At 68.5% G+C, this 11,604-nt stretch carries 12 protein-coding genes; 5 read left to right on the top strand and 7 right to left on the bottom strand.

What is annotated here, in order from left to right:
• Positions 1-986 precede the first annotated feature (986 nt).
• From lexA to OXG33_12005, 3 genes are all read right to left on the bottom strand, one after another.
• Positions 987-1,586, bottom strand: coding sequence for a transcriptional repressor LexA (gene lexA / locus OXG33_12015; GenBank protein ID MCY4114640.1), 600 nt, complete (start codon positions 1,584-1,586; stop codon positions 987-989).
• Positions 1,587-1,880: 294 nt separating this feature from the next.
• Entirely contained in the window at positions 1,881-2,255 is a 375-nt protein-coding gene (locus OXG33_12010; protein MCY4114639.1) for a cyclophilin-like fold protein, read from the bottom strand.
• Positions 2,256-2,278: 23 nt separating this feature from the next.
• Positions 2,279-4,258 carry a glycoside hydrolase family 15 protein gene (locus OXG33_12005; GenBank protein ID MCY4114638.1) on the bottom strand — a complete coding sequence of 660 codons (1,980 nt, stop codon included), beginning with the start codon at positions 4,256-4,258 and terminating at the stop codon, positions 2,279-2,281.
• A gap of 210 nt (positions 4,259-4,468) precedes the next feature.
• Here OXG33_12005 and OXG33_12000 point away from each other — a divergent pair, with 210 nt between their 5' ends.
• The 3 genes from OXG33_12000 to OXG33_11990 all read left to right on the top strand — a co-directional run bounded on the left by OXG33_12000 (position 4,469) and on the right by OXG33_11990 (position 7,072).
• A complete protein-coding gene (locus tag OXG33_12000; protein MCY4114637.1) occupies positions 4,469-5,437 on the top strand; it encodes a nucleoside hydrolase in 969 nt (322 codons plus the stop codon).
• Positions 5,438-5,786: 349 nt separating this feature from the next.
• Positions 5,787-6,401, top strand: a complete 615-nt coding sequence (locus OXG33_11995) for a peptidylprolyl isomerase (protein MCY4114636.1) — start codon at positions 5,787-5,789, stop codon at positions 6,399-6,401.
• Positions 6,402-6,496: 95 nt separating this feature from the next.
• Positions 6,497-7,072 (top strand): MOSC domain-containing protein, encoded by a 576-nt coding sequence (locus tag OXG33_11990; GenBank protein MCY4114635.1) that lies wholly within the window; start codon positions 6,497-6,499, stop codon positions 7,070-7,072.
• A gap of 98 nt (positions 7,073-7,170) precedes the next feature.
• On the opposite strand, the gene OXG33_11985 is transcribed toward OXG33_11990, so the two are convergent.
• Positions 7,171-7,719 (bottom strand): GNAT family N-acetyltransferase, encoded by a 549-nt coding sequence (locus OXG33_11985; GenBank protein ID MCY4114634.1) that lies wholly within the window; start codon positions 7,717-7,719, stop codon positions 7,171-7,173.
• A gap of 156 nt (positions 7,720-7,875) precedes the next feature.
• Here OXG33_11985 and OXG33_11980 point away from each other — a divergent pair, with 156 nt between their 5' ends.
• Positions 7,876-8,880, top strand: a complete 1,005-nt coding sequence (locus tag OXG33_11980) for a C-terminal binding protein (GenBank protein MCY4114633.1) — start codon at positions 7,876-7,878, stop codon at positions 8,878-8,880.
• Complete coding sequence (locus OXG33_11975; GenBank protein ID MCY4114632.1) at positions 8,873-9,034, top strand: hypothetical protein; 162 nt, start codon at positions 8,873-8,875, stop codon at positions 9,032-9,034. The genes OXG33_11980 and OXG33_11975 overlap by 8 nt, the downstream gene beginning before the upstream one ends.
• A gap of 60 nt (positions 9,035-9,094) precedes the next feature.
• On the opposite strand, the gene OXG33_11970 is transcribed toward OXG33_11975, so the two are convergent.
• From OXG33_11970 to OXG33_11960, 3 genes are all read right to left on the bottom strand, one after another.
• Positions 9,095-9,433, bottom strand: a complete 339-nt coding sequence (locus tag OXG33_11970; protein ID MCY4114631.1) for a type II toxin-antitoxin system PemK/MazF family toxin — start codon at positions 9,431-9,433, stop codon at positions 9,095-9,097.
• Positions 9,418-9,651, bottom strand: a complete 234-nt coding sequence (locus OXG33_11965; protein ID MCY4114630.1) for a ribbon-helix-helix domain-containing protein — start codon at positions 9,649-9,651, stop codon at positions 9,418-9,420. The genes OXG33_11970 and OXG33_11965 overlap by 16 nt, the downstream gene beginning before the upstream one ends.
• Before the next feature lie 621 nt (positions 9,652-10,272).
• Complete coding sequence (locus tag OXG33_11960; GenBank protein ID MCY4114629.1) at positions 10,273-11,490, bottom strand: glycosyltransferase family 4 protein; 1,218 nt, start codon at positions 11,488-11,490, stop codon at positions 10,273-10,275.
• Positions 11,491-11,604: the final 114 nt, after the last annotated feature.

Here is an 11,604-nt window from a genome sequence, read left to right as displayed (position 1 = left end):
GGCGGTGCCGAGGCCCTTCCCCACGCGCCCCGCCCCCAATAATTCAAAGGTCTCCACCAGGGGAGAGGGGGCCGGACCTGCGCTTCAGGCTCCACGGGAGGAATTACGCGAAGGTCTCCCATGGGAGAGGGAGCGGGCGTAGCCGACGTGCGGGAATCCCCTCACCCCGGCCCTCTCCCCGTGGGAGAGGGGGCGGACATGGTCGATGACAAAAGGCGGGCAGCGATTTCGGGCGGCCACGAGGACCGCCCCTACCTGGACGGTAGCAGCGCCGGGCCGGGATTCGGGCCTCCGGAGACCTCGGCAAGACTCAGTCGCACGATGGATGGTCGGAGGAGTCCCACCAGCCCCCAGGTTCACTGAAGGGTGGATTCCCGCCTCCGCGGGAATGACGGGCTCAAAGCGACCTACCGCCTGGGTCTGGCCTGGCCGAGCGGCCGTGCAAGGGCATCTGAGATACCTCGCGTGCGCTCGGAATGACGGATGGGCGAATGCCATCGAGTGACGGCGGCGGTCCCCTCACCCCGGCCCTCTCCCCGTGGGAGAGGGGGCGGACATGGTCGATGACAAAAGGCGGGCAGCGATTTCGGGCGGCCACGAGGACCGCCCCTACCTGGACGGTAGCAGCGCCGAGCCTGGATTCGGGCCTCCGGAGACCTCGGCAAAACTCAGTCGCACGATGGATGGTCGGAGGAATCCCACCAGCCCCCAGGTTCACTCAAGGGTGGATTCCCGCCTCCGCGGGAACGACGGGCTCAAAGCGACCTACCGCCTGGGTCTGGCTTGGCCGAGCGGCCGTGCAAGGGCATCTGAGATTCCTCGCGTGCGCTCGGAATGACGGATGGGCGAATGCCATGGAGTGACGGTTGCGGTCCCCTCACCCCGGCCCTCTCACCGTGGGAGAGGGGGCGGACATGGTCGACGGACATGCTTCGGAGCGACATGTCGGGCGGCCACAAGGGCCGCCCCTACCAGAATTGCTCGGCCTAGAGGCTCCGCAGGATGGCGACGGCGTGGCCGCGCACGCGCACGTCGCGGGCGTAGATGGGGTCGTAGTCGGCATTGGCCGGCTGCAGGCGCACGCGGCCGTTCTCGCGGAAGAGGCGCTTGAGCGTAGCGGTGCCGTCGTCCAGCATGGCGACGGCGATCTGCCCGTCGCGCACGGCCTCCGTGGGCGCCACGATGACCAGGTCGCCGTCGCAGATATGGTCGTCGATCATGCTGTCGCCGCGCACCCGCAGCGCGTACGTGTCACTCGCGGGCGCGAGGCCGGAGGCCACCGGCACGGTGTCGATCCGTTCCTCGTAGGCGTCGATCGGCAGACCGGCGGCGATCTCGCCGATGATCGGCACGTGGACCACGCCGGCGTCGGCGCCGTTGTCGAGGATCTCGATACCGTGCGACTGGCCGGTGCGTCGGATGTAGCCCTTGCGCTCCAGGGCGTCCAGGTGCTGTTGGACGGTGGCCGGCGCCAGCCCGACGATGCCGCCAACCTCGCGAACGCTAGGGGTGTAGCCCTCGTCGCGCACGAAGCGCTCGATGGTGACCAGCACGCGATGCTGGCGCTGAGTGAGCGGGCCGCCCATGGGCGACATCCTCCGCGACGCGCGACGCGGCATGACCAACGGTCACGCGCCAGATGATTCCACGCACGGCCAAGCTACCAGACAGAATGCGAACGCGTCAATACTGCTTCAAGAGGGATTGCGGGTCGCTCTGTCTCCTTCGGCATGCGTCCGGCGGAAATGCTGCCGCGTTCACCCTCACCCTAACCCTCTCCCATCAAGGGAGAGGGGACCGGACTTCGACAGGGAAGCTGGGCGACCGCTCGCCGCTGACCAGAGTGACCCGTTCTTCAAGAAAAGAAGCAAATCTCGGCGTTACGCCTGTAGCTCATCCAGCGCCTCGATGGTGAGCGTGGCTCCTGAGCGAACCCGTCGCAGGGCAGCTATGTCGGGGTCGTCGATGCGTCCGACGGGCGCAATCGGGCTTGCGGCGCGCGACTCGGGACCGCGGCTGGCCGGGGTGGGACCGAAGAAGATGCAGAACGCCCGCCCCGGCGGCCAGATGGCCAGGTCGCCCACGGCGGCAACGTCCGTCGCGTCACTGGTCAGGTCCACGTCAACACCGATGCCGGCGTAGATCTCGTCGCCCCAGGTGCTCACCGACACGCGCAGCGGTAGGGCCTGCCAGACGGCGTCGGCGGCGGGCGTGTCGTGCAAGCGCGCCTCGACGGAGTAGTCGCCCGCGTGGATCCGGATGAGCCGTGCCGAGATTGTCAGCCGCCCTGACCGCGGAGCTCGCGCGCCCGGGCCACATACGTCTGCACGGTGGCGGCGAACTCGGCGTGGCTCCAGGTGAGCGGGCTCACGCTGAGGGGCTGCCCGGTCTGCGGATGCACCTGCTCCGCCAGCGTGCCGCTGGGGAGGGCGCGGTCGACCACCCAGCGCATGAGCTCGTGCGCGCGCTCCAGATCGTCCAGGGTCTGCGCCGCCGCCGCTTCCCACTGCGCCAGCCAGAGCGTGCAGATGAACCACGGATTGCCGGGAATGCGCTCGATATCGTCCGAGACGCGGTGGTAGTAGTCGTCTTCGTAGCGCGCGACGCCGCCGATGTCGGTCTTGACCCAGAGCCGGCCGCGCAGCGAGTGCATGGTGGACACGCAGCGCGGGTCCGTCGGCTCGCAGAGCCCGAAGCGCCAGACGCCGCAGACGCTGGCGTCGATCGTCATATCGGGTGTCAGCGTGCCGTCGTCGGTGACCTCCAGGCGGCGGATGAACCGCCGCTCGCCCTCGTCGTAGAGGTGCTCGAATGCGGCCTCGCGAATCTCAGCGGCGGCCGTGTCGTACTCCTCGGCGGCCGCTTCTTCCCCGAACCCACGGGCGAACGCGGCCGCCGCACGCAACCCCCCATACACGCTGGCGACGGTGAACGTATGGATGCCGTAGCGCTCCTCCCACAGGTCCCAGGAGGGGGCGGGCAGTCCGGTTTCCCGATGCCGGAAACGAACCATGAAGTCGGCGGCGCGCTTGATGAGCGGTGCATACAAGGGCTTGACGACCTCGGTGTCCTTGAATCGCTCGTCGTAGGCGCCAAGCGCCCACAGCACCAGTGACGTCTCGTCTTCCTGGATCGGCAGGATGCGATTGCCGTCCGCGTCGGCCCAGGGATGCCAGCTGCTGCCCGGCGTTCCATCGGGATTGTACTTGTGCAGCATGAAACCGCCCGGCTGGATCGTGCGGAGGCAGAAATCGAAGAAGCGCCGCGCGAGCTCGCGGTGGTCGCCCTGGATCAGCACGTGGACGACCAGGGCGCCGTCGCGCGGCCACATGTAGGTGTAGGTATCGCGGCCGAATTGCAGGATGTCGCTGTCGTTGGCCGCGATGATGGCGCCGTCGTCGTCGGTTTGGGTGCGGACGATGAGCATGCTGCGGCGGTAGAGATCGCGGACGGCCGAATCGAGTCCGGTGAAGTCCAGGTCCTCGCGGGTGACCCAATGCCGCCAGTAGTGGTTGGTGCGTTCGATCAGCGTGTCTGGGCCGCGGCGCACGACCATGTCGTTGTCGTCCTTGACGGCGAAGAACTCGTCGCCGACCGCCAGCCAGTAGTGCGCCACGGCGTCGCCGCCGGCGGGCACGCGCACGTCCACGCCGCCGGTGCTGTCCACCAGCCCCTGGGCGATGGCGTTGCCGGAAAGATTGCCGTCCTCGGCGTCGCGCCAGGTGCCCTCCAATCCGTGCAGATGCTTGGTGCCCGTGCTGACCGCGTCGAAGCCCGGCTGCTCGCCCGCCCACGCGTTGGCCATGAACAGCACGTCCCGCTTGTGATGCACGATGCCGCGCGTGAGGGGATCGAAATACGTGGTGTCGCCCACGCCGTCGCGGAATAGGTAGAAGTCGTGGTGGAAGAAAAGCTTGACGTGCCGCGGGGCGCCCCGCAGGTCGCGAACGACCATGCGTCGAAGGTAGATGGGGCGATGGAAGTCCACGGTGTCGGCGCAGATCAGCTCCAGCCCGAGATCGTCGTTGACGAGGCGAACGTCGCTGACCAGGGTGTCCGGGCGGTAGCGCAGCGTGCCGTTCCAGGTGCGCGCGGTGATCCACGCGAAGGCGCCGTCGACCCAGATGCCGAATCGAAATGGATCGTGGCCGGCGTGATTCCACAGCCCCACGTGGGGGAAGTAGATGTCGCGGACCCGATAATCGCCATCGAATGCGACGAGCAGGCGGCCATTGCCAATTGCCAGGTCACGCGGCATCGCTTGCCCCTTCCGCGCCGGAGGGAATCGCCGGTGACCGCATTATGGCAGTGAGTCTCCGCAAGTTACGTAGGGAGGTTCGCGAACCGCCGTTACGGCGCGCCGGGATTTTCGCGGTGGCGCACGTGGCGTGCAGCGTGGGACGCTTGTGGAGCCGTCCATGCCGCGCGCAGCATGGGCCACCGAACTAGCGAGCCGGAAAGCGAGCCGATGCCAACCAGCGTTCCCGTCGTCATCGATTCGGATCCGGGCGTCGATGACGCGTTGGCCCTGGCGTTGGCGCTGGCCTCGCCCGATCTTTCCGTGCGCGCGGTGACGACGGTGGCGGGGAACGTGGACCTGGCGACGGGCACGGCGAACGCCGACTACCTGCTGCGCATCCTGGCACCCGGTCGCGGGATCCGACTGGCCCAGGGCTGCGCCAAGCCCTTGGCGCGCGACCTGGTGACGGCGGAGGAGGTCCACGGCTCGGACGGCCTGGCCGGGATCACCGGTCACGAACGCTGGCGCCGGCCTGCCACTGAACCCACGGACATCCCGGTTGACGCCGTGGGCGTGATCATTGAGGAAGTCGGGGCGTCACCCGAACCGGTGACGGTGATCGCCCTGGGTCCGCTGACGAACGTGGCGGCGGCGCTCCAGCGCGACCCCGCGGCGATGCAACGAGCGGCGGCCATCGTGGTCATGGGCGGATCGCTGCATGCCGGCGGAAACGTGACGCCGCACGCGGAGTTCAACTTCTACGTGGACCCCGAAGCGGCGGATGTGGTCCTGGCCTCCGGCCTGCCGGTGATCGTGACGCCGCTGGACGTGACGCACCAGCTGGCGGTGAGCGACGAGACGGTCGAGTCGCGCCTGCTGTCAGACTCCGAGCCCCGGAGCGCCTTCCTGGGCGAGCTGATCCGGCGCGCCCGCGCCGAGCAGTTCACCGGACGCGGCGGCAAGCTGCTGCTGCACGACCCGGCGGCGGTGGGCACCCTGCTGTGGCCGGAGCTCTTCACCATAGAGGCGCACCCGCTCACGGTCGACTGCCGCGACGGCGACCTACGCGGCGCCATGCGGTCCGCCGCGGACGACGCCGGAGTGGGTCGGACGGCGGCCCAAGTGGCCGTCGACGTTGCGGCGGACTCGGTTGTGGGCCGGATCGTCGAGCGGCTGGTCTTGTCGCCGCTCCTTTGAAGAGACGTCGACAGACCCCCGAATGGGCGGGTCTGAGTCCCGCCCCCCGAATCAAGTACGAGGCAGGATTTACCCCAAATTCCCGGTTCCCAGATCTGACCGGACTGGATTCCGGCTTTCGCCGGAATGACGGAGGGGTCACGCGACGATTTCTCGAAGGGAAGGGGCCGAAGGTGAGGGTGCAGGCGAATTCGGGCTGGATTCCCGCTTCCGCGGGAATGACGGACGCAAGACGATCCGCCATCCACCCATCCGCGCTGGACAGCGGCCCGTGGCAATCGCGCGGCGGGCGCGGCAAAATAGGCGGTGGGCTGGTGACGACGCATAGGGGAGAACGATGATGCGACAAATGGTCGTCGTTGCACTGGCGCTGGCAATGGCGATGGTCGTGGTCGCCTGCGGCGAATCCGAGCCCGAAGGGCCGCCGACGTTCGCGGCCTACCCGGATATGGGAATCGACCCCAATCGGCCCTATAGCGTCATCGTCACCACCGACGTCGGGCGCATGACGTTCATCCTGCTGCCGGCGGAAGCGCCGCTGGCGGTCAACAGCTTCACGTTCCTCCTCAACGAGGGGTTCTACACCGGCATGGTGTTCTATCGCGTGCTTCCGGGCGTGCTGGCCGAAACCGGCGATCCGACCGGCACCGGCACCGGCGGGCCGGGCTACACCTATGAGCTCGAGCCGCCCCAGCGGCCCTACGCGCGCGGTCACCTGGCGATGGCGCCCAACGGGGCCGACAACTCCAACGGATCGCGGTTCTACATCCTCCTGGGCGACCTGGCCGCGAGCGACGCGGTCTCCGGGGATCACACGATCTTCGGTCACCTCAAGGAGGACCACGCGCCCTCGGCGACCACGCTGACGAAGATCGAGAATGCGCAGGAGCCTGTGGCGATCAGGGAAGTGAAGGCCATCGAGGGCTGTCTGCCGAACGTGAGCATGTGGACGCGGGGCTGCTAAGAGGCTGACCGACCGCCACCGGACCACGCACGGGGCAAACTCAAGCGGCTGGCAACGCCTCCAGGGACACGTCCGTAAGAGCAGAGGAGACCAAGGTGGGAGATTCAGTCGGCGCTGCGCTTTTCCGGACCGGCGAAGAGCTGGAAGCCGGCCTCGACCACTTGCGGGGGTCGCCGGCGGACGGCGGTCCCGTGTGCATGATCGTGCGGCGACCTGAGGTCGATGCGCGCGAGGTGATTGCGGAGGGCACGCTCGATGTGGCCACCGGCCTGGTCGGAGACAGCTGGAAGGATCGCGGCAGCACGGTTACGCCCACCGGGGGTCCGAACCCGGCGGCGCAGATCACGATCATCAACTCCCGTCTACTTGACCTTCTCGCCCAGTCCGAGGAGCGCTGGCCGCTGGCAGGCGATCAGCTGGTGATCGATATCGACATGAGCGAAGACAACCTACCGCCGGGGGCGCGGCTCGCCATCGGGTCGGCGGTGATCGAAATTTCCAAGGAACCGCACACGGGCTGCCGGAAGTTCGCCGCACGGTTCGGGCAAGACGCGCTGCGATTCATCAGCACGCCGTTGGGACGGCAGATGCGGATGCGCGGCATCAACACGCGCGTGGTCCAGTCGGGGACGGTGCGCGTGGGGGACGTGGCGACGAAGGTCGGGGCCTAGTCCGGCGATTCCCGAGCGACTGACTGTGCCTGGCTTCCGCGAACGCGGCTAGGGCCGAAGTCGCCGCCGTGTGCGATTGCGCCGAAGAGCTTGGCCGGTCAGTTTGAGCCGTCGTCGGGTGATGGGCAGAGCCGGAGGGCCCAGACCTCCTCGCCGTCGCTGGTCCGTTTGCCGGTGCTGCGCATGCCTAGCTTGGTAGCGACTCGCTGGGATGCGGTGTTGTCGGGGTGGATCTCCGCCCGGATCTCGTCCAGGCTGAAGAATCCCAGCAGCCAGGCCGCAATGCACCGCGCCGCCTCGGTCGCATAGCCCTGTGTTCGAAAGCGTCGTCCGATGACCCAGGCCATGTCGGCCCACTGATCGGTCACGGTCGCTTGCATGCGCCCCACCGCGGTTTGGTCGTGCTTCAGCCGGAGCGTCCAGTTGAGCCAGATTTCGGCGCCGTCCGGTGATCGGCGGCGCTCCCATCGGCGAATCCGCGCTTGGAGATCCTCCAGGCTCGGCGGAGAGCCGTCCTCGACAGGTGCGTCCGAATCGAGAGTCCAAAGCAACGCATGCAGCTGCGCGGCGTGGGCTACCGTCATTGGCGCAAGCAGCAGACGCTCGGTCTCCAGGGTCCATTCGTGGTCGGTAGGGACGTCTGGCACCTATTGGCTTTGCCGGCTTCGGCTGGGATTGAATTGGTATGGCATTGCAGGCGTCGCATACACCGAGCACTCCGCACTCTACGCCCGCCGGCGTTGACACTGGGAAACGGGCCTCTCTAAAGTCGCGGTGCTTGCGAATCGCGCGCGTGGGGCCTTATGTCTGACGAGACCGCCGGCCACAAGATTCTGATCACGGACATCGCCTGGCCCAGCACGGCGCCGGAGCGCGAGGTGCTGGCCGCGCTTGACGCCGAGGTAATCGAGTCGGACAGCCCCGACGAGGACCGCCTGGTGGAGCTGGCGCAGGACGTGACCGGCATCATCACCTGCTTCGCCAAGGTCACCGAGCGCGTGATCGCGGCCTCGCCTCGCCTGGGGGTGGTCGGACGCACCGGCGTGGGCACGGACAACATCGACGTGGACGCCTGCACCCGGCGCGGCATCCCGGTGACCTACGTGCCCGACTACGCCATCGAGGAGGTGGCCGACCACGCCATGGCGCTGCTGATGGCGCTTTCCCGCAAGATCGTGGCGCTGGACCGGCTCACCAAGGCGGATCGCTGGGAGACCAAGCCGGCGCGCCCCATCCACCGCATGCGCGGGCGCACGCTCGGCATCCTGGGCTACGGCCGCATCGGCCACGCGCTGGCGCTGCGCGCGATCCCGCACGGGCTCAAGATCCTGGTGTTCGATCCCTACATCACCGCCGACCGCGTGGCGGACATCGGGGCCGAGCTGGTGAGCAAGGAGCGGCTGCTGGCCGAGTCGGACGCGATCTCGGTGCACGCCCCCCTCACGCCCGAAACCCACCACGTGATCGGCGAGGCCGAGCTGCAGGCCATGAAGCCGGAGGCCTTTCTGATCAACACGGCGCGGGGGCCGCTCATCGACGAATACGCGCTGGCCCGGGCGCTGTCCGAAGGCTGGATCGCCGGCGCGGGCATCGACGTCCTGGAGGCCGAGCCGCCACCAGACGGCCACCCGCTGCTCGCAGAGCCCAACGCCATCGTCACGCCGCACGCGGCGTACATGTCCGAGGAATCGGTGCTGGAGCTCGAGCGCCGCGCGGCCCTGGCCGTCGTGCGTGTCCTCCAAGGCCGCATGCCGGAGTTCATCTGGAACCGCAAGGTGTTGGAGCAGGTGAGCCTGGCAGATGGGTAGCCGAGACAGCGAACGTCGCCAGCAGCGGCGGCGACCCGAACAGCCGAAGAAGCCGGACCTCAAGCAGCTCCTGCTCGCGCCGGAAGCCCGGACGGATGCGCTGACCCCGACACGAGCGCCATATCGCCGGCGGAACCCCGTGGTCATCGAGTAGCCCGGCGTATCTCCTCGATTTCTGCCTAGTCTCTGTACGGCGGGCGGCGCCGTGGTCGCCTCAGGCGCAGCCGGTGGCGATGGCTAGGGCTCGGCAGACCTGGCGCATTTTGTTGGGGCTGAGCGAGCCGACGTAGCGGTGGAGTTGGCGTTGCTCGACGGTCTGGACGTGGTCGAGGTTGATGGCCGAGTCGTGCCGCAGGCCTTCGTCCGGGCCGACGACGACCTCACTTGGGAGGCCGCGGATGGTGGACGTAATGGGGGCGACTGTCGCCGTGTTCAGCAGCGGGAGCACTTCCTGGCGCGTGAGGACGACGACCGGGCGCCGCTTGTCGGGCGACTTGAACCCGTAGTGCCAGATCTCGCCGCGACGCGGCCCGGCGTCTAGTCCTCCGGCCATGCGCCCTCGCCGGCCCAGCCCTCGAGCTCGGCGTCGAGGCCGGCGGAGTCGCGGTAGCCTTCGCGGTATCGGTGGGCGATGTCCTCGGCGTCCTTTTGGGCCAGGTAGGCGGCGGCGGCTTCACGCAGCACGGCCGAGCGGCCTCGCTCCCGGACGGCGGGGTGCGCGTCGAGGCGCTTCAGGAGGGCCTCGTCGAATGTGATCTGTATAGGTTTCATAGCTATATATATACCATAGTCTGAATGGACATCGCTATTCGAGAGTCGTCCACCCCAGTCGCGGCCCTGACCGCCGCGCCGCCTTGTCTTCACCCCCTGGATTCCTCGCTGCGCTCGGAATGACAATGTGGGTGGCGCGAGTGTGAGCGGTGGGATTTGGACGCTGTGCCGAGCGCGGGCCACCGGACAACCCCTCACCCTCGCCCTCTCCCCGTGGGAGAGGTGACCGGACCACCGTCGCGGGAGTGACGGAGGGGCCTAGCGATCGTGGCTTTAGTTCGACATCGAAGTTAAGCGCCGAACGTGTAAAAGAACCCTGGCGCTCCAGGTCTGGGGATCCGCTGGGCGCGACCGCATGTGGCGTCAATTCGGGCCTTGAGCCGAAATCGAGGCTTGCCTGGACCGCCTTGCTCTTCCTTTCTCCTTAGATTCCTCGCTGCGCTCGGAATGACACGGTGGGTGGTGCAAGCGTTTTGGGGCCGGATTCCCACGCTGCGCGCAGCGTGGGCCACCGGACAACACCTCATCCCGGTATCGAGTACGGGGTAGGCCCTAGCCCTCTCCCCACCGGATAGGGGCCAGACTGGATTCCGGCTTTCGCCGGAATGACGGATTGGGGTATCAGGCTTGGGCGTGGGCCTCGATGGCGGATTGGTAGACGGCGACGGTTGCGGCGGCGGAGCTTTGCCAGGTGAAGGTGGACGCGGCGCGGGTGCGGGCGTTCTTGCCCCAGGCGGCGAGGCGGTCGCGGTCCTCGAGGGCGTGGGCGAGGCCCCAGGCGATGTCGTCCGGGTCGGCGCCGTTGACGTGCAGGCCGGTCTGCTCCGAACCGCCCGCGACTACCTGCTCGCGGAAGCCCACCACCCCCTGCGCGCCGACGACCGCCGGCTTGCCGCAGGCCATGGCCTCGGCGGCCACGAGGCCGAACGGCTCGTAGGTCGAGGGCAGCACCACCACGTCGCTGGCGGCGTAGTGCGCGATGCGCTCTCGCTCGTCGACGAACTCCGTGCGCATGACCACGCGGTCCCCGCCCTCGGCGTGGGCGAAGGTTTCGCGCAGCTCGTGCTCCAGCTCGCCGGACCCGAGCACCACGAGCCAGGCTCCGGCGCGCTGGGACGCGACCGATCCCCACGCCGCGGCAAGCTGCCGCACGCCCTTCACCTCGGCGAGCCGGCCGATGAAGAGCGCCACCGGCGCCGCCGCTGGGATGTCGTAGCGGGCGCGCACGTCGGGTCCTCCCGGCGCCCGCGGGTGGTAGAGGTGGGTATCCACGCCGTTCCAGACGGCGTGGACCCGGTCGTCCGGCCAGCCGTGCGCGACGAGGTCCTCGCGCATGGCCTGGCTGACGGTGACGACCGCCGCCGCCTCATGCCCCAGGGTCAGCTCCCAGGACTGGACGATGGGCGACGATGCCACCGGCTGGCGGCCGCGCTCGGTGCTGTGCACGTGAAAGACCACCGGCGCGTCGACCAGGGGCGCGAGCACGAGCCCGGACGGCGCCGCGAGCCAGTCGTGGATCGCGACGACGTCGAAGGGGTCCTGGCGGTGGCGCTCGCGCACGCGGTCGGCCCAGAGGACGTTGGTCGCCGCGAGCTCGCCGAGGAGGGGTCCCCAGGCTTGCGCTTCGCCGTTGAGGAGCGTGGAATAGAGCGGGGTGAGCTCGAGGGGGCGGGTCCAGTGGGTACCGTCCGCCGGGTCGGGGTCCGTTGCGCGCAGGGCGGCGAAGACTTCCACCTCGTGCCCGGCGGCGCGTAAGGCCGCGACCATAGCGCCGGCGTAGGTGCCCAGGCCGCCGACGACGTGAGGCGGGTACTCCCACGTGACGATGGCGATGCGCATGAGGGAGTTAGGCCCTCTGGGAGTGCCGGATGACCCTCACCCTAACCCTCTCCCTTCCAGGAGACCTTTGCATAAACCCAGGGGCGGGGCGGACCATGGGGCGTCGCCAGGCGG

It is taken from the genome of Chloroflexota bacterium, assembly GCA_026708035.1.
In the GTDB taxonomy this organism is placed as follows: domain Bacteria; phylum Chloroflexota; class UBA11872; order UBA11872; family UBA11872; genus JAJECS01.
This window is presented reverse-complemented; position numbering and strand designations above follow the sequence as displayed.